Origin of the sequence: Intrasporangium sp. DVR (genome assembly GCF_040365325.1) — a bacterium.
GTDB lineage: Bacteria > Actinomycetota > Actinomycetes > Actinomycetales > Dermatophilaceae > Intrasporangium.
Map to the genome: position 1 here is coordinate 23,549 of NZ_BAABZW010000023.1, position 19,736 is coordinate 43,284.

25 protein-coding genes are annotated in these 19,736 nt (G+C 70.9%); 11 read left to right on the forward strand and 14 right to left on the reverse strand.

The annotated features are described in order from the left end of the window. Positions 1-7: 7 nt before the first annotated feature. From ABWV20_RS16280 to ABWV20_RS16290, 3 genes are all read right to left on the reverse strand, one after another. A complete protein-coding gene (locus tag ABWV20_RS16280) occupies positions 8-541 on the reverse strand; it encodes an RNA polymerase sigma factor (RefSeq protein ID WP_353356951.1) in 534 nt (177 codons plus the stop codon). Positions 542-604: 63 nt separating this feature from the next. Further along, positions 605-1,120 (reverse strand): methylated-DNA--[protein]-cysteine S-methyltransferase, encoded by a 516-nt coding sequence (locus ABWV20_RS16285; RefSeq protein WP_353356953.1) that lies wholly within the window; start codon positions 1,118-1,120, stop codon positions 605-607. Further along, positions 1,117-2,082, reverse strand: coding sequence for a cation diffusion facilitator family transporter (locus ABWV20_RS16290; RefSeq protein ID WP_353356955.1), 966 nt, complete (start codon positions 2,080-2,082; stop codon positions 1,117-1,119). The genes ABWV20_RS16285 and ABWV20_RS16290 overlap by 4 nt, the downstream gene beginning before the upstream one ends. 149 nt (positions 2,083-2,231) lie before the next feature. Between ABWV20_RS16290 and ABWV20_RS16295 the strand changes: the two genes are divergently transcribed. The 3 genes from ABWV20_RS16295 to ABWV20_RS16305 all read left to right on the forward strand — a co-directional run bounded on the left by ABWV20_RS16295 (position 2,232) and on the right by ABWV20_RS16305 (position 4,366). Next, on the forward strand, positions 2,232-2,426 hold the full coding sequence (locus tag ABWV20_RS16295; protein WP_353356957.1) for a CsbD family protein: 195 nt from the start codon (positions 2,232-2,234) through the stop codon (positions 2,424-2,426). A 294-nt stretch (positions 2,427-2,720) separates the two neighbouring features. Then, positions 2,721-3,377, forward strand: coding sequence for an RNA polymerase sigma factor (locus ABWV20_RS16300; protein ID WP_353356959.1), 657 nt, complete (start codon positions 2,721-2,723; stop codon positions 3,375-3,377). Then, complete coding sequence (locus ABWV20_RS16305) at positions 3,374-4,366, forward strand: hypothetical protein (RefSeq protein ID WP_353356961.1); 993 nt, start codon at positions 3,374-3,376, stop codon at positions 4,364-4,366. The genes ABWV20_RS16300 and ABWV20_RS16305 overlap by 4 nt, the downstream gene beginning before the upstream one ends. Positions 4,367-4,373: 7 nt before the next feature. On the opposite strand, the gene ABWV20_RS16310 is transcribed toward ABWV20_RS16305, so the two are convergent. Beyond that, positions 4,374-4,988 (reverse strand): peptidase inhibitor family I36 protein, encoded by a 615-nt coding sequence (locus tag ABWV20_RS16310; RefSeq protein WP_353356963.1) that lies wholly within the window; start codon positions 4,986-4,988, stop codon positions 4,374-4,376. Between the two features lie 204 nt (positions 4,989-5,192). Beyond that, positions 5,193-6,212, reverse strand: coding sequence for an alcohol dehydrogenase AdhP (adhP, locus tag ABWV20_RS16315; RefSeq protein WP_502901802.1), 1,020 nt, complete (start codon positions 6,210-6,212; stop codon positions 5,193-5,195). A gap of 166 nt (positions 6,213-6,378) precedes the next feature. On the opposite strand from adhP, the gene ABWV20_RS16320 reads away from it, so the two are divergent. Together ABWV20_RS16320 and ABWV20_RS16325 are read left to right on the forward strand one after the other, a co-directional pair. Next, on the forward strand, positions 6,379-7,113 hold the full coding sequence (locus ABWV20_RS16320) for a PIG-L family deacetylase (RefSeq protein ID WP_353356965.1): 735 nt from the start codon (positions 6,379-6,381) through the stop codon (positions 7,111-7,113). A gap of 34 nt (positions 7,114-7,147) precedes the next feature. Continuing rightward, positions 7,148-7,504, forward strand: a complete 357-nt coding sequence (locus ABWV20_RS16325) for a DsrE/DsrF/TusD sulfur relay family protein (RefSeq protein WP_353356967.1) — start codon at positions 7,148-7,150, stop codon at positions 7,502-7,504. A gap of 8 nt (positions 7,505-7,512) precedes the next feature. Here the strand turns inward: ABWV20_RS16325 and ABWV20_RS16330 are convergent, their stop codons facing one another. Beyond that, positions 7,513-7,890, reverse strand: coding sequence for a DUF1622 domain-containing protein (locus ABWV20_RS16330; RefSeq protein ID WP_353356969.1), 378 nt, complete (start codon positions 7,888-7,890; stop codon positions 7,513-7,515). Between the two features lie 110 nt (positions 7,891-8,000). Between ABWV20_RS16330 and ABWV20_RS16335 the strand changes: the two genes are divergently transcribed. Beyond that, positions 8,001-8,873: an aminodeoxychorismate lyase gene (locus ABWV20_RS16335; protein ID WP_353356971.1), complete on the forward strand. Its 873-nt coding sequence runs from the start codon at positions 8,001-8,003 to the stop codon at positions 8,871-8,873. Here ABWV20_RS16335 and ABWV20_RS16340 read toward each other — a convergent pair. Further along, positions 8,775-10,286 carry a sensor histidine kinase gene (locus ABWV20_RS16340; protein WP_353356973.1) on the reverse strand — a complete coding sequence of 504 codons (1,512 nt, stop codon included), beginning with the start codon at positions 10,284-10,286 and terminating at the stop codon, positions 8,775-8,777. The two genes, ABWV20_RS16335 and ABWV20_RS16340, sit on opposite strands and share 99 nt — an antisense overlap. Next, positions 10,283-10,933 carry a response regulator transcription factor gene (locus tag ABWV20_RS16345; RefSeq protein ID WP_353356975.1) on the reverse strand — a complete coding sequence of 217 codons (651 nt, stop codon included), beginning with the start codon at positions 10,931-10,933 and terminating at the stop codon, positions 10,283-10,285. The genes ABWV20_RS16340 and ABWV20_RS16345 overlap by 4 nt, the downstream gene beginning before the upstream one ends. A gap of 94 nt (positions 10,934-11,027) precedes the next feature. On the opposite strand from ABWV20_RS16345, the gene ABWV20_RS16350 reads away from it, so the two are divergent. Genes ABWV20_RS16350 through ABWV20_RS16360 form a run of 3 tightly spaced genes read left to right on the forward strand, consistent with a single transcriptional unit; the run spans position 11,028 to position 14,057 of the window. Next, complete coding sequence (locus tag ABWV20_RS16350; protein ID WP_353356977.1) at positions 11,028-12,230, forward strand: LolA family protein; 1,203 nt, start codon at positions 11,028-11,030, stop codon at positions 12,228-12,230. Then, a complete protein-coding gene (locus ABWV20_RS16355; RefSeq protein WP_353356979.1) occupies positions 12,227-13,189 on the forward strand; it encodes an ABC transporter ATP-binding protein in 963 nt (320 codons plus the stop codon). Before ABWV20_RS16350 ends, ABWV20_RS16355 begins: the two co-directional genes overlap by 4 nt. After that, positions 13,176-14,057, forward strand: coding sequence for an ABC transporter permease (locus tag ABWV20_RS16360; RefSeq protein WP_353356981.1), 882 nt, complete (start codon positions 13,176-13,178; stop codon positions 14,055-14,057). The genes ABWV20_RS16355 and ABWV20_RS16360 overlap by 14 nt, the downstream gene beginning before the upstream one ends. 126 nt (positions 14,058-14,183) lie before the next feature. On the opposite strand, the gene ABWV20_RS16365 is transcribed toward ABWV20_RS16360, so the two are convergent. Both ABWV20_RS16365 and ABWV20_RS16370 read right to left on the reverse strand, forming a co-directional pair. Next, entirely contained in the window at positions 14,184-14,915 is a 732-nt protein-coding gene (locus tag ABWV20_RS16365) for a VOC family protein (protein WP_353356983.1), read from the reverse strand. A 30-nt stretch (positions 14,916-14,945) separates the two neighbouring features. Beyond that, positions 14,946-15,431, reverse strand: coding sequence for a flavodoxin family protein (locus ABWV20_RS16370; protein WP_353356985.1), 486 nt, complete (start codon positions 15,429-15,431; stop codon positions 14,946-14,948). A 79-nt stretch (positions 15,432-15,510) separates the two neighbouring features. Between ABWV20_RS16370 and ABWV20_RS16375 the strand changes: the two genes are divergently transcribed. Together ABWV20_RS16375 and ABWV20_RS16380 are read left to right on the forward strand one after the other, a co-directional pair. Further along, positions 15,511-16,341, forward strand: a complete 831-nt coding sequence (locus ABWV20_RS16375; RefSeq protein WP_353356987.1) for a TetR/AcrR family transcriptional regulator — start codon at positions 15,511-15,513, stop codon at positions 16,339-16,341. A gap of 204 nt (positions 16,342-16,545) precedes the next feature. Further along, on the forward strand, positions 16,546-17,196 hold the full coding sequence (locus ABWV20_RS16380; RefSeq protein ID WP_353356989.1) for a class I SAM-dependent methyltransferase: 651 nt from the start codon (positions 16,546-16,548) through the stop codon (positions 17,194-17,196). A gap of 207 nt (positions 17,197-17,403) precedes the next feature. Here ABWV20_RS16380 and ABWV20_RS16385 read toward each other — a convergent pair whose 3' ends face one another. From ABWV20_RS16385 to ABWV20_RS16400, 4 genes are read right to left on the reverse strand one after another with little or no spacing between them, the layout of a single operon-like run. Continuing rightward, complete coding sequence (locus ABWV20_RS16385; RefSeq protein ID WP_353356991.1) at positions 17,404-18,165, reverse strand: ABC transporter permease; 762 nt, start codon at positions 18,163-18,165, stop codon at positions 17,404-17,406. Then, the gene (locus tag ABWV20_RS16390) at positions 18,162-18,974 is read right to left on the reverse strand and encodes an ABC transporter ATP-binding protein (RefSeq protein ID WP_353356993.1); all 813 of its coding nucleotides are present in this window, start codon (positions 18,972-18,974) and stop codon (positions 18,162-18,164) included. The genes ABWV20_RS16385 and ABWV20_RS16390 overlap by 4 nt, the downstream gene beginning before the upstream one ends. Continuing rightward, positions 18,971-19,339: a DUF1048 domain-containing protein gene (locus ABWV20_RS16395; RefSeq protein ID WP_353357011.1), complete on the reverse strand. Its 369-nt coding sequence runs from the start codon at positions 19,337-19,339 to the stop codon at positions 18,971-18,973. Before ABWV20_RS16395 ends, ABWV20_RS16390 begins: the two co-directional genes overlap by 4 nt. Beyond that, positions 19,339-19,668, reverse strand: coding sequence for a PadR family transcriptional regulator (locus ABWV20_RS16400; protein ID WP_353357013.1), 330 nt, complete (start codon positions 19,666-19,668; stop codon positions 19,339-19,341). Before ABWV20_RS16400 ends, ABWV20_RS16395 begins: the two co-directional genes overlap by 1 nt. Between the last annotated feature and the right edge of the window lie 68 nt (positions 19,669-19,736).

Below are 19,736 nucleotides of genomic sequence, written 5' to 3' on the forward strand. Positions count from 1 at the left end.
GAGGTGGTCAGACACGGGAGCTCACGTCCTCACGGGCGAGGTAGGTGCGGCGCAGCGCGGCGATCCCGTCGGCGGCGGCCCGGCGGGCGGCGGCCTCGGTGCCACCGACCACGGCGGCGACCTCGGCATAGGGGAGCCCGGCGACGTGGTGGTAGGCGACGCAGTGGCGCTGCTTGGTGGGGAGAGCGGCGAGCGCCCTCCAGAGGGCCTCGTCGGGCAGGGTGTCCTCCGGGGAGCCGGCCCAGCCGCCCTGCAGCCCGGGTGCCGGTCCCACCCGGGCACCGACGGGCTCGGGAACCGTCTCGACGGGCACGGCCCGCCGCGCGGCTGCCCGGTGCACGTCGACCGCCTTCCGGTGGGCGATGGTGATGAGCCAGGCGCGGACGTTCGCGTCATCGGGCAGGTGTGGCCAGGCCCGCAGGGCGGCGAGGAAGGTCTCGGACCAGGCGTCCTCGGCGTCCGCGGGACCGAGGGTCGCGCGGCAGACGCGGAGCACGACGGCCCCGTGCTCGGTCACGGCCTGCTCGAACGGGTGCTTCATGTCAGGGGGACGCCTCACGGAGCCGGTCCGTGAGGTGCCGGCTGGGCAGGGCCGTCTGCTGTCTCAGAAGAGCCGCCCCGCATCGCCCGCCGGTGGCTCCTCGAGAGCGAGCAGGAAGCGCTTGCGCTCCAGGCCCCCGGCGTAGCCGACGAGCGAGCCGTCACTACCGATCACGCGGTGGCATGGCACGACGATGGCGATGGGGTTGCGGCCGTTGGCCGTGCCGACCGCCTGCGCGAGGTTGCGGTCGCCGAGCGCGCGGGCGAGGTCGCCGTAGGTGCGGGTCTCGCCGTAGGGGATGTCCCGCAACAGGGCCCACACCCGCTGGTGGAAGTCGTCGCCGCGGGGGGCGAGCGGCAGGGCGAAGTCGCGCAGCTCACCGGCGAAGTAGGCGCCCAGCTGGTGCGCTGCCGTCGCGAACGGCTCCTCGTCGGGGGAGGCCGGCGCGCCGAGGACCTCGTGGTCGGCGGGTCGGTACTTGGCGGCGTCCATGAGCAGGTGGGTGATCGCACCGTCCACCGCCACGACGGTGAGCTCCCCGATCGGCGAGGGCAGGACGACGTGTCGGGCGGCGCTCATGATCCGGAGGGTCGAGCCGGGCGCTCACGTTGCAGGAGGTCGTCGTGGGTCGGCACGGGGAACTCCGCTGTGTAGTCCCCGTAGGCGCGAGGGTCCTCGGACGGCTCGAGGTGGCAGGTGATCGCCAGGTCCGCGAACTGCTGGTGCAGCGCCGCCTCGACCTCCTCGACGAGGTCATGGCCCCGCTGCACGGACCACTCTCCGGGCACGAGGACGTGGACTTCGGCGAACCGGTGGTGCCCCGACACCCGCGTGCGCAGGGCGTGGAAGTGGACGTCCTTGCTGACGAACCCGGCGAGGATGTCGGCGATGGTCCGGTTGTCCTCCTTGCTCAGGGCGACGTCCATGAGGCCCTCGGTCGACTCGCGGAGGAGCTTCCACCCGGTCCAGATGATGTTGAGGCCCACGAGGAAGGCGACGACCGGGTCGAGGCGGTCGATCCCGGTGAGCGCCACCACGATGACACCGACGATCACGCCGGCCGAGGTCCAGACGTCCGTGTAGAGGTGCTTGCCGTCCGCCGTCAGCGTCAACGACCGATACCGACGCCCGGCCCGCACGAGGATGAAGGCGACGACGCCGTTGACCACCGAGGCCACGACGGAGACGGCGAGCCCGATGCCGACGTTCTCGATCGGACGGGGGTTGATGAAGCGCTCCACCGACGTGGAGAGGATGACGAGGGCGGCGACGAAGATCATCATGCCCTCGAGCGCCGCGGAGAAGTACTCCGCCTTGGTGTGCCCGAAGTGGTGGTTCTTGTCCGCCGGCATGGCCGCCACCCGGAGGGCGATGAGCACGGCCACGGCGGCGACGAGGTTGACGACGGACTCGGCGGCGTCGGAGAGGAGGCCGACCGAGCCGGTGAGCTGCCAGGCGACCGTCTTGAGAGTGATGGTGACGATCGCCGCAGCGATCGACAACCACGCGAAACGGCTGAGGTCGCGGGTCTCGAGGGGCACCACACCAGTCTGCCAAACCTCGCCCACACCCGGCCGGGGGTGTCACCGGCTGGCCCTCGCGCTGCCCGTGCCACGGGAGACCGGTGTGAGGCTTCCTGCCGAGTGGGTATGAGGAGCACAACCAGTTACCGCAACCGAAGGAGCGGACGATGGGTGCGACCGACAAGGCCAGGAACATGGCCGAGGACATGGGTGGCAAGGCGAAAGAGGCCGCCGGCAAGGTGACCGACAACGAGCGTCTCGAGGCGGAGGGTCAGGCGGACCAGGCTGAAGCCGACCTCAAGCAGCGCGGCGAGCAGCTCAAGGACGCGGGCGAGGACGTCAAGGACGCCTTCCGCGGCTGAGCAGCACACAAGGTCCGGTGGGCCAGGCTTCGTGGAGGGGGCCTGGCCCACCTCCGTGTCCCGCCCCATCCTGATCGAAAGAGCAGTTCGCGACAATCGAAAGAGCAGTTCGCGACAGGTCTCGCCCGGGTACCCGGGCGCCACCTGTCGCGAACTGCTCTTTCGATCGTGGTGTCGCGACGTGCTCTGTCGATTCGGGCTGGTGGCCGCCCACCCGAGGCCAGCCCGGCCGGATGGGCCAGAATTCCTTGCTCCAGGGGTGTAAAGACTTCGCGCGAACGGACACAGATGGGCATGGCGACGGGTGGTGACGCGTCGGACCAGCAACGGTTCGCGCTGATCTACCAGAGCAACTACGCACCGATCCATGCGTACGTCGCTCGTCGCCTGCGGGATCGAGACCTGTCGGACGACGTGACGGCGGAAGTCTTCACGGTGGCCTGGCGGCGTCTCGATGACATACCGAGTCCCATCGGGGGATGGCTCTTCGGGGTGGCCCGGCACGTCGTCATGGCGACGAACCGGGCCACCGTCCCCGACCCGCTCGATCTCGTCGAGGAGGCGTTGGCCGCTCGGGAGGCAGACCCCTCCGCGCGGGCCATCGACCGAGCCGAGCTCGAACGGGTGGCGGAGGCTCTGAGGACACTCAGTGAGTCCGACCAGGAGCTCCTTCTCCTGATGGCGTGGGAGGGCTTGCCCCTCGCACAGCTCGCCGAAGCGCTGGAGTGCAGTGTGGCCGCTGCTGGGGTGCGGCTACACCGGGCACGGCAGCGACTTCGGCGAGCTGTGGACCGCGCCGGCGGTTCGCCCCGGGACTCGAGCAGGACCTCGAGCAGGGGGACGAGCAGGAGCTCCAGCAGGGGGTCGAGCAGGAGCTCCAGCAGGGGAAGGTCGGCGTCGGGCCCGGGGGCGGACCTCGGCACCCGTCGGGAAAGGGGTGGTCGATCATGATCGAGCAGGCGTTGAGGGACCTCAACCCGGTCCAGGAGCCTCTCGCCGAGGTCGATGCGGTGAGGGCCGCGGCTGACCTCGAGAGGATCCTGGCCCTCCCGAGGGAGCCCGCGCTGCCCCAGCGTCACCGCCCCCACCACGCGCATGGTCGACGCCTGGCGGTCATCGGCGTGGCGAGCGTCATCGCGCTGGCCCTCGTCGTCGGACTGCCGTTGCTGCCGTGGCGCTCGACATCGCCGGCGATGGCCGCCACCCCGCCGGTGCTGGCGGGGGCACTTGTCCAAGGGGGCACCGGCGCACCGGCGGCCCGCGAGCTCCGGGAGCTGGCCGGGGCGGCAGAGCGCTCCGATGCACCCGGCGTCCGGGGCGCTCGCTACGCCACGTGGGACCTGACCACTCGGGTCCACGGGGCCGAGCCCGTCCACTCGGCGGTCGTGCCACTCGAGGTGAGCCTGACCGTCGCGGCGGACGGGACCTGGCACCGGGTGGCCGCCTACGGACGACCTGTGGCCGGTGACCTCACCGCCACCGACCTCCCCGCCCCCGGGGAGGTCGAGTCCGACGAGCTGTTCCCTCCGGGACGCGCGCCGAGGATCTTCCCGGAGCCGCTGGCCGAGGACGAGCTCGGCCTGCGTGGACAGCTGGCGGCGGCGCACCCGATCGACCGCCTCGGCACGGCGGAGCTCTTCGTGGCACTGACCGACCTCGCAAAGGAGCAGAATCCGGGCCCGGCTTCCCGCGCGGCCGCCCTGCGACTGCTGGCCGGCTCGCCTGACGTGCACTCGCTCGGGGCGATGACTGACCGGGACGGGCGACCGGGACGCGGTTTCGCCGTCGACTCCGACCTGACGGGTCTGCCGACGCGGTACGTCCTCATCGTGGACCCGCTGACCGGGCGGCTGCTCGCTTCCGAGCAGGTGCTGACCGAGCGGGCCGGCCGGCTCGACGTCGACGTGCCGGCCGTCATCTCCTACGTCGTCTTCCGCTGAGCGCCGGCTAGCAGTTGGTCCGCGTCCAGTAGGACATCCGGTCGTTGTCGCCGGGACCGACCCAGGCGTCGTAGGAGATCCCGGAACCCTCGACCCAGAGCGCGTCGCCCCCGCGGTAGTCCCAGGCCACGATGCGGCTGTTGGGGTTGGTGTTGACCCACGACGACGTGGTGTTGTTGAAACCCCAGTCCGACGCGTGGTCGGCGCACGTGTTGAGGAACTGGAGGCGGCGTCCGCCGAAGTTGGAGTCGGTGTAGAAGCAGTACCACCGGTCGAGCGTCCCGTAGGGGCACCCGGCGATCGCCGCGGCCGCCGCCTCCATGTCGTCGGCCAGGCCCATGGCCAGGGAGGTGCCGCGAACATTGGCCCCCAGGCCCCGGGGGGCCCGGGTGTCGCCGGGATCCGGGAAGACGACGACGACGTCGCCGTCACGGTAGGCGACGGCGTTGTCACTGACCTGGGTGCCGCCCGGGTGCTCCCGGAGGTAGTCGTCGATCTCCTGCTGCGGGCCGGGCGCGGTCAGCACCGAGCGGATCTCGCTGGGTGCGGCCCTGAGCTCTGGCTCAGCAGCGGCGGTGGCGGTGCTGCCCGCGAGGAACATCAGCGCGGCGGTGAGGGACATGGTGCTCATGAGACGTGGACGGATGGACATCGGCTTTCCCCCTGACGATGGCGAGGCGAACTACGCACTCGTCACAGTAACGGGGACGGCTGACGGGCCGGCCCCGGTTTTCCACCGGGACCGGCCGGGCCGGCCACCGGCCCCAGTCCCGACCGAGGAGGCCAGCAGGAGGGGAGGAGCCGGGAGGGGGAGCGGGGCGCGGAGTCAGTACTGGATGACGACGCGACCGTCGATCTTGCCGTGCTTCATCTCGTCGAGGACGGCGTTGATGTCGCCGAGCTCCCGGGTGGCGACGGTGGGGTGGATGAGGCCGCGGGCGTAGAAGTCCAGGGCCTCCGCCATGTCCTGCCGGGTGCCGACGATGGAGCCGCGCACGGTCAGGCCCTTGAGGACGATCTCGAAGATCGAGGCCGGGAAGTCGCCGGCGGGCAGGCCGTTGAAGACGATGGTGCCGCCGCGCCGGGTCATGTGGATCGCCTGGCCGAAGGCCGACGGGTGCACCGCGGTCACGAGGACGCCGTGCGCGCCGCCGGTCTGCGCGATGATCGCCTCGCCGGGATCGCCCTCCAGGGCGTTGACGACGACCTCGGCGCCGTGCTTCTTGGCCAGGGCGAGCTTGTCGTCGGAGATGTCGACCGCGGCGACGCGCATGCCCATGGCCCGGGCGTACTGCACGGCGACGTGGCCGAGGCCACCGATGCCGGAGATGACGACCCACTGACCGGGCTTCGTCTCGGTCATCTTCAGGCCCTTGTACACGGTGACGCCGGCGCAGAGGATCGGGGCGACCTCGACGGGGTCGGAGCCCTCCGGAATGATCGCCGCGTAGCGGGCGTCGACGACCATGTACTGCCCGAACGACCCGTCGATGCTGTAGCCACCGTTCTGCTGGTTCTCGCAGAGTGTCTCCCAACCGGTGTTGCAGTACTCGCACTCGCCGCAGGCCGTGAAGAGCCAGGCGTTGCCGACGAGCTGGCCGATCCGCAGGTTGGTGACGCCGTCGCCGAGTGCGACGACCTCGCCGACACCCTCGTGTCCGGGGATGAACGGTGGGCTCGGCTTGACCGGCCAGTCGCCTTCGGCCGCATGTAGATCGGTGTGGCAGACGCCGCTGGTGACGAGCTTCACCAGGGCCTGTCCCGGGCCGGGGGTCGGCAGTGGGACGGTGTCGATGGACAGGTCCTCGCCGAACGCGTGGACCACAGCTGCTTGCATCGTTGCCATGTCGCTTCCTTGGACGTCGTTGTCTCCAGTGGGTGCCGTCACGCTAGGGACCCGAACGTTGCAACGACGTTGCACGCCAGTCCGCCGTATGCCGCTGGGCTCGCTGGGCGGGCCGCCGTCCCTCCCGGCGCGGCGGGGCTCGTCGATGCGCTGAGGATCACATTCCATGAATCCATGGAACGTCGTAAACTCGGGCCGTCCGATCACCTTCGAGGAGGGGCCAGTGCCCGAGGCGGCCTTGCCCGCGTGGCGCTCCGTGCTCGCTGTCGTCGCCCACCCCGACGACGAGTCGTTCGCACTCGGGGCGCTGCTCGCGTCGTTCGCCCGAGGGGGAGCTGACGTGTCGGTGCTGTGTTTGACCCGCGGTGAGGCCTCGACCCTGCACGGCGTCGCCGGGGACCTGCTGGAGCTCAGGGCCGCCGAGCTGTCCGCCGCTGCGAACGTCCTCGGCCTGCGTGAGGTGGAGCTGCTCACCTTCCCCGATGGTGGCCTGAGCGAGGTCGACCTGGGCCGTCTTGCGGCGCACGTCATCGACTCGGCGCAGCGGGTGGGCGCCGACGGGATCATCGGCTTCGACGTCAACGGCGTCACGGGCCACGCCGACCATGCCCGCGCAACGGCCGCGGCCATCGAGGCAGCTGAGGCCTGTGACCTCCCGGTCCTCGGCTGGACCGTGCCCGATGGCGTCGCCGGTCGGCTCCGGGCTGAGCACGGCGCTCCCTTCGAGGGCTACGCCGACGAGGCCATCGACCTGGTCGTGCCGGTCGAGCGGTCCGTGCAGCTCGCAGCCGTCGCCTGCCACCGGAGCCAGGCCGTGCCCGGGAGCGTCATGTGGCGTCGCCTCGAGCTGCTCGGGGACCACGAGCACCTGCGCTGGCTGCGCCAGCCGACAGCAGCATGACCCCCAGCCCATCCCAGTTCGACGAGGAGCATTGGTGTCCAAGAACATCCTGATCATCATCAACGGACCAGCCTACGGAGCCGACGAGACCTTCAACGCGGTGCGCCTCGCGGGCGCCCTGAGCCGTCGGGACGATGCGGCCCCGCGGGTCTTCCTCATGGGCGACGCCGTCACCTGCGCCATCGCCGGGCAGCACACCCCCGACGGCTACTACTCGCTCGACCGGATGCTGAGGGGATTCGCCCGGCACGGCGGCGAGATCGCCTGCTGCGGGACGTGTCTCGACGCCCGGGGCCTGACCCAGGAGCACCTGATCGGGGAGGCGCGACGCTCCACGATGGACGAGCTCGCGGCCTGGACGATCGAGGCGGACCAGGTCCTCACGTTCTGAGTCAGCGGTCAGGAGCCGGCGGCCTCGTCGGCACCTCGCTTCTGCCACGGCCATCTGCCGGTGATCTCCAGCTCCAACGAGAAGCTCAGGAAGGTGCGGATGGCGACGATGACCGCCAGGACGCCCACGCTCGCGAAGGTCGGGGTCACGGCCACGGTCCTGATGATGTCCGCGGCCACCAGCAGCTCGAGGCCGAGCAGAATCGAACGCCCCAGGTGCTGGCGGTAGGACCGATAGACGGACATTGCGACCGCAGGTTCGTCTCCGCCCCTTCGGGACTGCCTCAGCGCCAGCGGAACCGAGACGACAGCCCCAACGACCATGACGACGACGCCGGCAACATCCATGACCTGGCCGACTGCTTCGATGGCGGACCGGACGTCCACTGGCGCCTCCTCCGGGTGTCGGGTCCCCAACCCGTACCCAGAGCGGCTGAGCCAGGCGCACGGTCCGGTCCGCGTGGAGTGGCGCTCGTGGTGATGCGAGGCTGGGGGCCATGACTCATGCCCCGCACGTCGTCGCTGTGCTCGGGCGCGGCGTCCTCCACCCCGACGAGCCGGTCGTCACGGCGGACGACCTCGGCCTCACCCGGGGCGACGGCTGCTTCGACTCCACCCGGATCCTCACCGAGGAAGGCGGGACCCCGCACGTGGTGGACCTGGAGGGACACCTCGACCGGCTGGAGCGCTCTGCCCGCGCCATGGACATCGCCTGCCCGCCTCAGCAGGCGTGGCGGCGGCTCGTCGCCGACGCCCTCGCGGTGTGGTCGACGCCCGGCGAGGCCGTGCTCAAGCTGGTGCTGACCCGGGGCCGTGAGTGGCGCCCGACCGGCCCGACCGCCTACGTGAGCATCACCCATCGCGCGGACACCGGGATCACCGGTCACCAGCGGCCACGAACCATCACGGCGGTCACGCTGACGCGCGGACACCCCTCCGACGCCTTCCGTGATGCGCCCTGGCTCCTCGGCGGCGTCAAGACCCTGTCCTACGTCGTCAACGTCGCCGCCCAGCGCGAGGCACGGCGGCGCGGTGCCGACGACGTCATCTTCACGACGACGGATGGCTATGCCCTCGACGGTCCCACCTCGGGTCTGCTCGTCGCTCGGGACGGCTGGTTGCTGAGCACGCCGACGGGTGACACGGGCATCCTCGAGTCCGTCACCGTCGGCGACATCTTCGAATCCGCGCGGGCAGACGGATGGCTGACGAGGTTCGTCCTCGTGCCCGTGGCGGACCTCTACACCTCCGACGGGCTCTGGCTCGTCTCCTCAGGTCGCGGGCCCGTCCTCGTCACTGCGCTCGACGGACGCCCGCTTGCCGTCGACGAGGAGCTCGCCTCTCGCGTCCACGGCTACGCCGGCTTCTGATCGTGGCAAGGTCCCAGCGGTCGCCGTGGGGAGGTGGAGAACGGCTCGAAGGCCCGGCTGGGCGGCCTCGAGGCGGACGTCTCCGCCACTGCGCCGCACCAACGCCCGCGTGATCGCGAGCCCCAGACCGGAGCCGCCGCCGTCCCGGTCGCGGGCCTCGTCGAGCCGGGTGAAACGGTCGAAGACGCGCTCCCGGTCCTCGACGGGGATGCCGTGACCGTCGTCGGTCACCGTCACCTCGAGCCGATGACCTACCGCGTCGGCGTCGAGGAGGACCTCGCTCCGGGCGTGCCGGACGGCGTTGTCGACGAGGTTCGTCAGGGCTCTGGCGAGGTCCGCGCCCGAGCCGCGTGTGAGCAGGTGACGGCCGGCCAGGCCCGGCGTGGTCCGAACCGGCACCCGAGCGTGGGCGTACCGCCCGCAGACGTCGGTGACGAGGCGAGCCACGTCGACCTGCGCGGCCTCGCGTGTCGTGGCGGCGTCATCGGCGCGCGCGAGGATCAGCAGGTCGGCCACGAGCGTCGTCAGCCGGTCGAGATCCGCGAGCAGCTCGGCCGGCAGGTCCCCTCCCTCACCGAGCCGCTGGGCCACCTCGAGCTGGGTGCGCATGCTCGCGAGAGGGCTGCGCAGCTCGTGGGCCGCGTCGGCGACGAAGGCCCGCTGCTTGTGGCGAGCAGCCGTGATCCGGTCGAGCATGGCGTTCAGCGTCGTCGCGAGCGCGCTCACCTCGTCACGCGTCGGCGGGACCGGCAGCCGCTCCGACTCCGAGGACGACTCGTCGATGCGCTCGGCCCCCTGCCGGAGCGACTCCACCGGGGCGAAGGCCGCGCCGATGACCCGCCATGCGATGACCGCCAGCAGCGCCAGGAGCAACGGGAAGATCCAGAGCAACAGGGCCCGAAGGGTCGATGCGCTCTGCTCGACGACGGCTGTGGGTGCCGCGGCGACCACGGAGAACTGCCGTCCGGTCGGCACCGCGGGGCCCGCCTCGACGACGGCGACCATCAGCCGGCCCGACAACCCGGAGCGACTGCCCGCGACGGTGACCTGCTCCCCGGCGAGGGCGCGGCGCCGCTCGTCGGGCGTGACCAGGGCGGTGAGCCGGTCGGCCGTCACCGACCCGGTCACGATCCGACCTTCGGCATCGAGCACCTGGACGACCTGGGCCCCGGAGACCGGCACCGGGTCGGGCAGGCGCCCCGAGTCCACGAGGAGGGCGACCTGCTCGGCGCTCGCTCGAGCCGTGCCCTCCACGGATCGTCCGAGCGAGGTCGTGAGCACCGCGTAGAGCAGGAAGCCCCCGATGAGCAGCGCTCCGGCCAGCCCCGCGAGGCCGATGAGCATCAGCCGGGCGCGGATGCTCAGCTGGGCGAGGCGCCGCCGCGCCGACGATGGGGCAGGCGCGCCGGTCACGGCACCATCCGGTAGCCCACGCCGCGAACGGTCTCGATCCGGCTCCTGCCCAGCTTGCGCCGCAGGTAGCCGACATAGACCTCGACGACGTTGGCGTCGTCGAGACCGCCCCAGACGTCCTCGAGGAGGTCCTCCTTGCGAACGGCGGTGGGGTGGGCGCGCAGGAGGCGCTCGAGGAGGAGGAACTCGCGTGGAGCCAGGGCCACGTCGGCGCCGTCCACCGCCACCCTGTGCGTCGCGGGGTCGAGCGTCACCCCCGCAGCCTCGAGCACCGGGGGACGCGGAGCGGGGTCGCGGCGAAGGAGGGCGCGCAGCCGGGCCAGGAGCACGACGAAGGAGAACGGCTTCGTCAGGTAGTCGTCCGCCCCGTAGTCCAGGCCGTCCGCCTCGTCGTACTCGCCGTCCTTCGCGGTGAGCAGCAGCACCGGCACCCAGTTCTGCTCGGCTCGAAGCGTCTTGACGACGGTGTAGCCGGACATCCGCGGCAGCATGATGTCGAGGATGACGATGTCGTAGCCGCCGAACCGCGCCGCGTCCAGCCCGGCCTGACCATCCGCGACGTGGTCGACCACGTAGCCCTCCGCGGTGAGCCCGCGCACCAGGGCAGCCGCCATCCTGGCCTCGTCCTCCACCAGCAGCAGCCGCACACCGTCACGATGTCACGCGCGGCTCCGTCGCGCCGCCCCCTCCGGGTGGGGCGGTCTCAGCAGGCTCTCAGCAGTGAGGGCGCAGGATGGGGTCATGAGCTTCTTCACCGAGCACCCCAAGGCCCGCTGGACCCTGCCGGTCGCGGCGGCGGGAGTCATCGGCGTCGCGGTCATGACCGTCAACCAGGCGGCCAGCGCCGACAGCGGCCTGCCCTCGCGCACCGCGGCCCAGCTGCTCGCCGATGTCCGGTCGGCCGACGTCACCAGCCTCTCCGGGACCGTCGTGCAGACCTCGGACCTCGGGCTGCCGGAGATCCCCGGACTCGGCGGCTCCGGCGGACCCGGCTCGGCCAGCAGCTCAGTGAGCTCCCTCCTCTCCGGGACGCACACGTGGCGAGTCTGGCTCGACGGTCCCACCCGGCAGCGCCTCGCGCTGATCGGCAGCAACGGCGAGTCCGATGTCATCCACAACGGCAGGGACGTCTGGCTGTGGTCGAGCGTGGACAAGTCGGCCGTGCACCACGAGCTGAGCGACGAGCAGGTGCGTGCCGCGGCCGACGGGAAGCACCTGCCGGGAGCGCTGCCCAGCGCGCTCCCCGGCGCGCTGCCGACCGACGCCCCACGCACGCCGGAGGAGGCGACCAGCGCGGCGCTCGCCCTCATCGGCGAGAGCACGGACGTCACGACATCCGGCACCGCGTCGGTCGCGGGCCGCTCGGCCTACGAGCTCGTCCTCACGCCCAAGGACCAGAACACCACCCTCGTCACGTCCGTGCGGATCGCCATCGACAGCCAGGAGCACGTCCCGCTGCGGGTCCAGGTCTACTCGTCGAAGCTGACCAACCCCGCCTTCGAGGTCGGCTTCACGGCCGTCGACTTCGCCAGCCCGGACGCACGGCAGTTCGAGTTCACGCCGCCGGCCGGCACCACGGTGACCGAGTCCGACGAGCTGTCCGCCGCCACGCACGCCGGCGGCACCGACCGCGCAGCCGGGAAGCCGTCCGGCGGGTCGTTGGACGGTGAGCATGCGCCGAAGATCGTCGGCTCCGGATGGAGCACGGTGGTCGTCGCACCCTTCTCCCTGCCATCGGCGCAACCCGGCTCCGACGGATCCGCGGCTGACAGCGCAGCCCAGCTCAGCGGCATACTCAAGGCCCTCCCGACGACGTCGGGTGCATGGGGCAGCGGCCACGTCCTCGAGGGCACCTTGTTCTCGCTCGTCCTGACCGAGGACGGTCGGGTCGCGCTCGGAGCCGTCCCGCCTGAGCAGCTGTACGCCGCGCTGGCCGCGAAGTGAACGAACCCGTTCCGACGTCGGCCCCCGAGCGCGATCTGGCGATCGTGACTCGGGGTCTGACGAAACGGTTCGGCGCTCGCGCCGCCGTCGACGACCTCGACCTCGCCGTCCCCCGGGGCTCGGTCTACGGCTTTCTCGGCCCCAACGGGTCCGGCAAGACCACCACCATCAGGATGATCCTCGGCCTCGTCCGCCCCTCCGCGGGGACCAGCATGCTTCTGGGGCAACCGATCCCGGCCGGGGCCCAGGCCGTGCTGCCTCGGGTCGGGTCGCTCGTCGAGGGCCCGGCGTTCCACCCCTACCTGTCGGGCCGAGCGAACCTGCAGCGCCTCGATGCGGCTGATCTCACCGCGGATCCGCGCACCTCGAGGCGCCGGATCGACGCCAGCCTCGACCGGGTCGGCCTCCTCGCGACGGCAGGCAAGCGCTACCGGGCGTACTCGCTCGGGATGCGCCAGCGCCTCGCCATCGCTGCCGCCCTCCTCATGCCGCGCGAGCTCCTCGTCCTCGACGAGCCGACCAACGGCCTGGACCCGCAGGGAACCCGCGAGGTCCGCCACCTCGTCGCCTCGCTGGCCTCCGACGGCACCACGGTCTTCGTCTCGAGTCATCTCCTGTCCGAGGTGGAGCAGATGTGCACCCACCTCGGCGTCATGAGCGACGGTCGGCTCGTCGCACAGGGCTCGACATCCGAGGTCCGCGGCGTGTCCTCCCCGACCGCCCGCGTGCTCACCGACCAGCCCGTCGAGGCGAAACGGATCCTGACCGAGCTCGGGCTCACCGGAGTGGAGGCCGTGTCCGGCGGAGTGCGGGGAGCCCCGAACGGCATCGCCCCCGAGAAGATCGTCGCAGCCCTCGTCCAGAGCGGCGTCGGCGTCAAGGAGTTCACCGTGAGCAGTCCCAGCCTGGAGGACCTGTTCGTCGCGCTCACGGGGGAGGGCTTCGATGTCAGCGGCTGAGCGGGTCCTCGGGGGCGTCGAGGCGCGCGGCACGCGGGGCACGGGGCCGTCGCGGCCCCTCTCCACCCGACTGCTGCGCTCCGAGCTGCGGCTCATCGCCGGACGCCGGCGCAACCAGATGGGACTGCTCGTCCTCGCCGCGGTCCCCGTCCTCATCGCCGTCGCCGTCCGGCTGTCGTCGCCGCGCGAGGGACGCGGGCCTGACTTCCTCTCGTCGATCACCTCCAACGGGCTGTTCGTCCCGCTCGCTGCGCTCAGCGTCGAGCTGGGACTCTTCCTGCCCCTCGCCATCGCCATGCTCGCCGGGGACTCGGTCGCCGGCGAGGCCAACCTCGGGACCCTCCGCTACCTGCTCACGGTGCCGGTGGGCCGGACCCGGCTGCTCGTCACGAAGTACGTCTCCCTGGTGATCGGCGCCCTCTGGGGGGTGGCCGTCGTCGTCGTCGCGGGTGCGATCGCCGGGATCGCCCTCTTCGGCACCGGACCCATGCTGACCCTGTCGGGGACCGAGATCTCCTTCGGGTCCGCCGTCTGGCGGGTCGTTCTGGTCAGCCTCTACGTCGCCGCAGGGCTGGCCGCACTGGGTGCCGTGGGTCTGTTCATCTCGACGCTCACCGAGCAGCCGCTCGCGGCCACCGTCGCGCTCATGATCTTCACCATCCTCTCGTGGATCGCGGTCTCGGTCCCGCAGATCTCCTGGTTGCACCCCTGGCTGCTCGTCAACCAGTGGATGGCCTTCGGTGACCTGCTGCGCGACCCGCCCTTCTGGGACAACGTCGCCCAGGGCCTGTGGGTCGACCTGGCCTATGCGGTCGTGTTCGGTCTGCTGGCCTGGGCCCGGTTCGCGGGCAAGGACATCACCAGCTGACCCCGCTCCGAGCCCACCCAGCGGGCCCTGCGAAGCCGGCCCAGCGGCATACGGCGCTGATCGGCAGCCACCCAATCCAGCGCGCGCGGAGACCGGGCGTCTCCCGCGGCTCTGCCGGCGATCGTTCTAGCCAAGCTTCGGGAGCACGCAGAACTCGTTGCCGGAGGGGTCCGCGAAGATCCGCCAGGGCAGGTCCCCCCAGCCCGGGTGCAGCTCCCGACCGCCGCGCTGCGCGATCTCCTGTGCCACGGCATCGGCATCGTCGCCCGGCTCGAGCCGGACGTCCACGTGCACCCGGTTCTTGCCCGACCCCTTGGGCTCCGTCTCCGCAGACAGCTCGAGCAGCGGCCCGCGGCCCGACGAGTGCCGGAGGCCCACCTCGCTGCCCTCGACCGGCAGCCAGCCGGTCAGCCAGGACCAGAAGTCCCGGTCGCGGCGCGGGTCGGCCACCTCGAGGGACATGGTGGCCAGCCGGACCACGCCCTCGACCGATGCCCGCTCCGGAACCAGGCCGAACCGGTTTCCCTCCGGGTCGCCGAGCACCGTGGACGGCCCATGGCCCTGCCGCTGCCCGGCAGCGACGTCGGCGTGGCCGGCGCCCAGGGCGAGCAGCCGGTCCACGAGCCGCTGCCGGTCCCCGGAACCCTGCAGGTCGAGGCGGAGTCGCTGCGGCGGCTCGGCGGTCGGCTTCGGGACGCGTGGGAAACAGAGGTCGAGGACCGGGCCGCCCGACACGCTGAGCCGGGTCTCGAAACCCTCGACCTCGTCGGTCAGCGTCTCTGTGCCCAGCGCGGTCTCCCAGAACCGGCCGAGCGCCTGCGGGTCAAGGGCGTCGAAGACGATGTTCTCCAGGTACACGGGCCCAGCGTAGGCGGCGGCGATGCCCGGTCAGAGCTGCAGCGCGGCTCCGAGCGTGCGCCCCCACTGCCGTGCTCGATCGAGCTCTCCAACGGCCACGGGTCCGGGGGTGCCGTCCACGGTGAAGTCGCCACCGTGCTCGGCGCTGATCCTGCGGCGCTTCAGGCCTTTGACGATCGCCTTGCCCGCCGAGCCGGCCAGCATGCCTCCGGTGGTGGTCGAGAAGGTGACGACCCGGCCCTCGAGCGCCTCGATCTCAGCGAGCCACTCGCGGACCCCTGACGCGGCTGCGGCGGCGCCCTTCCTGGCCGCCTGGTCGCGGCTCGCGCTGCTCGGCAAGCCCATGTTGTGGGTGGGCGCGCCGACGAGCAACAGGTCAGCAGCCAGGCGCCGCGGGGCAGACCCTGCCGGGTAGGTCTGCACGTCGGCGCCGGAGGAACGGAGGCCCTCGATGATGGCGTCGGCCACTTTCGACGTGTTGCCGAAACAGGACTCGATGACGACAACGGCGTGCATGGTGCTCTCCTGTCAGGTGGAGGTCTTGCGGGCGCGGGCGGATGAGACATCATGTCTCATCGGTCGCTAGGCTAGCACCATGCCTCGACCACGCCCCACCGCAGGTGACCGAGTCGTGCAGGCAGCCGTCAGACGAATCCACGAACGGGGAGTCTCCGTCGGCCTGGACGGGATCAGCATCGAGGACGCCATCGCAACCTCCGGAGTGTCGCGCGCGACGGCCTACCGGCACTGGCCGAGTCGGGCCGACTTCCTCCGAGCGGTCCTCGTGCAGACCGTGCGCGAGACACGCCTCGACCCCGAGGGGAGCGAGGAGATCGACGCCATCCGGGCCTTCGTGAATGACCGCCGCGAGGAGGCTGCAACGGCGGCGGGGCGCCGCACGATCGTCGTCGAGAGCCTGCGCATCGCCGTGGACGCCGACTTCAGGCGCCTTGCCTCATCTCGCGAGTGGACCGACTACCTCGCCCTGCGGGCGACGTGCACCAGCCTGCCCCCGGGTGAGCTCCGGGACACCGTCACGAGCGAGATCGCGGCGGCCGAGCGCGGCTTCGCGATGCATCGCGCGTCGGTGTACTCGCGCCTGCCGGATCTCATGGGTTACCGGCTCGTCCCGCCCCTGGCCGGCCAGTCCGGCTTCGAGGTCATGGCTGATGCGATGGGCGCTCTGATGACCGGCCTGGTCGTGCGCGCCTCCGTCGCCCCAGACCGGACGACGTTCCGCGCGACAGCGTTCGGCTCCTCGCTCGCCGCGGAGTGGACGCGCACCTCATATGCGCTCGTCGCCGCGTTCCTGTCCTTCCTCGAGCCGGATCCGGAGCTCGAGTGGACCGGGGAGCGCGTTCGGGCGGCGGTCGCCGCGTTCGAGACGCTGACCGCCGTGGTCCAGTCGCCCCGCCGGCCTCGGTGACCGGCACGGATGAGGGTCGCTCGGTCGATCGGGTGGGGCCGGGACTGCGCGGAGGCTCCACGTCCTGGCGCGTGCCTGCGGGTGCCTGCGGGGGCCTGCGGCGAGGCGGGTGCTGAGACCTCCGCCGGCTGGTGCAGGCGTGGTGACGCGGGAGGGGACCTACGTCCCTACCGATCCGCGCCGCGGTCTTCCTAGCATCGAGCCATGGATGGGGGGTCGGTCGGGAAGAAGGATGCCTACGGCCGCTTGGCCGGGTTGCAGGACGCGATCCTCGAGCCGCTCAACGCGCCGCTGCGCGACGTCGCGGTTCGAGTGAGCGGGGTGGGTCGGGGCTCACGGGTGCTCGACGTCGGCTGCGGGACCGGGACCCAGCTCGAGCGGTACCTCGCCGCAGGCTGCGACGTGGCGGGGATCGACACCTCGCCCGCGATGCTGGCCCGCGCCCGCGAGAGGCTCGGCCCCGCGGCTGACCTTCGGCTCGCTGACGCCCAGCGAATTCCTTTCGGGGACGCGAAGTTCGACGTCGTCACCGCCACGCTAGTGCTGCACGAGCTGAGCCCGCTGGAACGTGAAGCCGTTGGGAAGGAGATGGCCCGCGTGCTCACCGACTCAGGACGGTTGCTGGTGGTCGACTTCTCCCCGGGGCCGCTTCGCGGGCTCAAGGGGTGGGGTCTGCGAGCGTTCTCCGTGCTGGCCGAGCTGACCGCGCGGCACCTGCAACGTTCGCGGACGTTCCTCGCCGAAGGTGGCGTGCCCCGGCTGGCCGAGGTGCTCGGCATGGACGTCCGCCACAGGAAGTCCGTGGCCGGCGGCAACATGGCCGTGTACGTCCTGACCCGCCACGGGACTGGCTGAGCGGTGGGAACGGGGCGTGGAGGTGGTCCGATCCTGCTGGCCCTGGCGTTCCTCCTCGCCCAGTCCAGCGCTCGACCAGCGCCACTGGTACGACGTGGCGCTGGTCGCGCTGCCCCGGCTGCGGGCCCAACCCGTGGCACCTGTCGAACGGCCTGCGGTCCACGGTCGTGCGCTGCCGACCTCGGCTGACCACCGGTTGACGTCCTGTCAGGCGATCCTGCGCCGGTAGGTGATCGTGGCGAAGGTGTACGCGACGACGAGGATGCCGACACACCACGCGAGAGCGACCCAGAGGTCGGTGCTGACCGGCTGCCGGGAGAACAGGTCGCGGATCGCGTTGACGATCGAGGTCACCGGTTGGTGTTCAGCGAATGCGCGCAGCGGGCCGGGCATGGTGTCGGTGGGCACGAATGCCGAGCTGATGAACGGCAGGAAGATGAGTGGGTAGGAGAATGCGCTCGCGCCGTCGACGGACTTGGCGGTGAGCCCGGGGATGACGGCGATCCACGTCAGCGCCAGGGTGAACAGGATCAGGATGGCGGCGACCGCCAGCCACGCGAGCGCTCCCGCGCCCGAGCGGAAGCCCATCAGGAGCGCGACGAGGACGACGACCACGAGCGAGATGAGGTTGGCGACCAGCGAGGTCAGGACGTGCGCCCACAGCACGGACGAGCGTGCGATCGGCATGGACTGGAACCGCTCGAAGATCCCGCCCTTCGTGTCGAGGAATAGTCGATATGCGGTGTAGGAGATGCCCGATGCGATCGTGATGATCAGGATGCCGGGCAGCAGGTAGTTCACGTACCGGTCCGACCCGGTCTGGATCGCACCGCCGAAGACATAGACGAACAGCAGCATGAAGGCGATCGGCATGACCACGGTGGTGATGATGGTGTCGGGACTGCGGCCGATGTGGCGCAGGGATCGTCCCAGCAGGACTTTGGTGTCGCCGAGGAAGTGCGTGGTCATCGTTGTTCTCCCAGTGTGTGTGTGAGGCTGCGACCCTTGCCGGCGTCGCCGTCCGCGTCGTGACCGACGAGGGCGAGGAAGACGTCCTCGAGGGTCGGCTGCTTCTCGACGTATTCGACCTTGGCGGGCGGCAGCAGCTGCTTGAGCTCGGCGAGGGTGCCGTTCACGATGATCCGGCCCTCGTTCAGGATCGCGATCTGGTCGGCGAGCTGCTCAGCCTCGTCGAGGTACTGGGTGGTGAGCAGCACTGTGGTGCCCTGCTCGGCCAGCTGTCTGACGGCGCGCCACACCTCGAGGCGGGCCTGCGGGTCGAGCCCCGTCGTCGGCTCGTCGAGGAAGATGACGGGTGGGTTCCCGATGAGGCTCATCGCGATGTCGAGGCGGCGGCGCATGCCGCCCGAGTACGCCGACACCCTTCGCTCCGCGGCGTCGGTCAGCTGGAAGCGGACCAGGAGGTCATCGGCGATCTGACCGACGTCGGCTAGGTGCCGCAAGCGCGCCACGAGCACGAGGTTCTCCCGCCCGGTGAGGATCTCGTCGACGGCGGCGAACTGCCCCGTGAGGCTGATCGACTCCCGCACGTCGGCCGGTTGCGTGGCGACGTCGAAGCCGTTGACACTCGCCGTGCCCGCGTCGGCCTGGAGCAACGTGGACAGGATTCGCACGACCGTGGTCTTGCCTGCACCGTTCGATCCGAGCAGGGCAAAGATGCTGCCACGCGCCACCTCGAAGTCGACGCCGCGCAGCACCTGCAGGTCCTTGTAGGACTTCTGCAGGTCCGTCACCCGGATGGCTGCGTCTGTGGTCATTGGGGTCCTCCTCGTTCCGCGTTCTCGATCGCCTTGGTCAGACGCTCGCGTTCCCTGTCGATCCACCGCTTGGCGCTGTAGGCCTGGGCGAATGTCTCGGCGAACTCGACCGGGTCCTCGCCGACGATCTCGCGCACCGACGTACCGTCCGCGGCGGCCCGCTCCCACAGCTCGACGAGGTCGCCCAGCATCGTGGTGACGGTCTCGCCGTCCATGACGCCCCCGTAGTACATGAAGTACCGCTGCAGCGCCTTGGCGGCGGCGGCGTACGGCTCGGGAAGCGCCTCGAGGCGCGCCTTGTACTGCTTGTACTGCCTCTTCTGCTCGAGTGACCCCGTGAGGGTCTCGATCCAGTTGGCCATGATCACTCCTCTGCTTCGTGGAGCTGTCCGATACGTTCCGCGAGGAAGCCCCACGCCCTCCAGAACTCGTCAAGCTGATCGCGCCCTTGCGCGTTCAGCGAGTAGACCTTGCGCGGTGGTCCCTTCTCCGACGGCACCTTCTCCACGTCGACGAGGCCGCGCTGCTCGATCCTGATGAGGAGCGCATACACGGTCCCCTCAGCGATGTCGGAGAAGCCCTGCTCGCGCAGCCGTGCGGTGATCTCGTAGCCGTACGCAGGCCGCACGCACAGGATCGCGAGGACGATGCCCTCGAGCGTGCCCTTGAGCATCTCGGTCATCTGCTTGCCCACGACGCGCCCCTCCATCTACTCAGTAACAATGACTACTGCTACACAATAACACTAAGTAGTGGATGCGC

Coding starts and splice junctions, on each gene's coding strand:
- ABWV20_RS16350 (WP_353356977.1), top strand. CDS start 11,028: ATGAGCTTCTTCACCGAGCACCCCAAGGCCCGCTGGACCCTGCCGGTC.
- ABWV20_RS16380 (WP_353356989.1), top strand. CDS start 16,546: ATGGATGGGGGGTCGGTCGGGAAGAAGGATGCCTACGGCCGCTTGGCC.
- adhP (WP_502901802.1), bottom strand. CDS start 6,212: ATGGCAACGATGCAAGCAGCTGTGGTCCACGCGTTCGGCGAGGACCTG.
- ABWV20_RS16285 (WP_353356953.1), bottom strand. CDS start 1,120: ATGAGCGCCGCCCGACACGTCGTCCTGCCCTCGCCGATCGGGGAGCTC.
- ABWV20_RS16360 (WP_353356981.1), top strand. CDS start 13,176: ATGTCAGCGGCTGAGCGGGTCCTCGGGGGCGTCGAGGCGCGCGGCACG.
- ABWV20_RS16385 (WP_353356991.1), bottom strand. CDS start 18,165: ATGACCACGCACTTCCTCGGCGACACCAAAGTCCTGCTGGGACGATCC.
- ABWV20_RS16335 (WP_353356971.1), top strand. CDS start 8,001: ATGACTCATGCCCCGCACGTCGTCGCTGTGCTCGGGCGCGGCGTCCTC.
- ABWV20_RS16305 (WP_353356961.1), top strand. CDS start 3,374: ATGATCGAGCAGGCGTTGAGGGACCTCAACCCGGTCCAGGAGCCTCTC.
- ABWV20_RS16280 (WP_353356951.1), bottom strand. CDS start 541: ATGAAGCACCCGTTCGAGCAGGCCGTGACCGAGCACGGGGCCGTCGTG.
- ABWV20_RS16310 (WP_353356963.1), bottom strand. CDS start 4,988: ATGTCCCTCACCGCCGCGCTGATGTTCCTCGCGGGCAGCACCGCCACC.
- ABWV20_RS16375 (WP_353356987.1), top strand. CDS start 15,511: ATGCCTCGACCACGCCCCACCGCAGGTGACCGAGTCGTGCAGGCAGCC.
- ABWV20_RS16295 (WP_353356957.1), top strand. CDS start 2,232: ATGGGTGCGACCGACAAGGCCAGGAACATGGCCGAGGACATGGGTGGC.
- ABWV20_RS16320 (WP_353356965.1), top strand. CDS start 6,379: ATGAATCCATGGAACGTCGTAAACTCGGGCCGTCCGATCACCTTCGAG.
- ABWV20_RS16370 (WP_353356985.1), bottom strand. CDS start 15,431: ATGCACGCCGTTGTCGTCATCGAGTCCTGTTTCGGCAACACGTCGAAA.
- ABWV20_RS16390 (WP_353356993.1), bottom strand. CDS start 18,974: ATGACCACAGACGCAGCCATCCGGGTGACGGACCTGCAGAAGTCCTAC.
- ABWV20_RS16300 (WP_353356959.1), top strand. CDS start 2,721: ATGGCGACGGGTGGTGACGCGTCGGACCAGCAACGGTTCGCGCTGATC.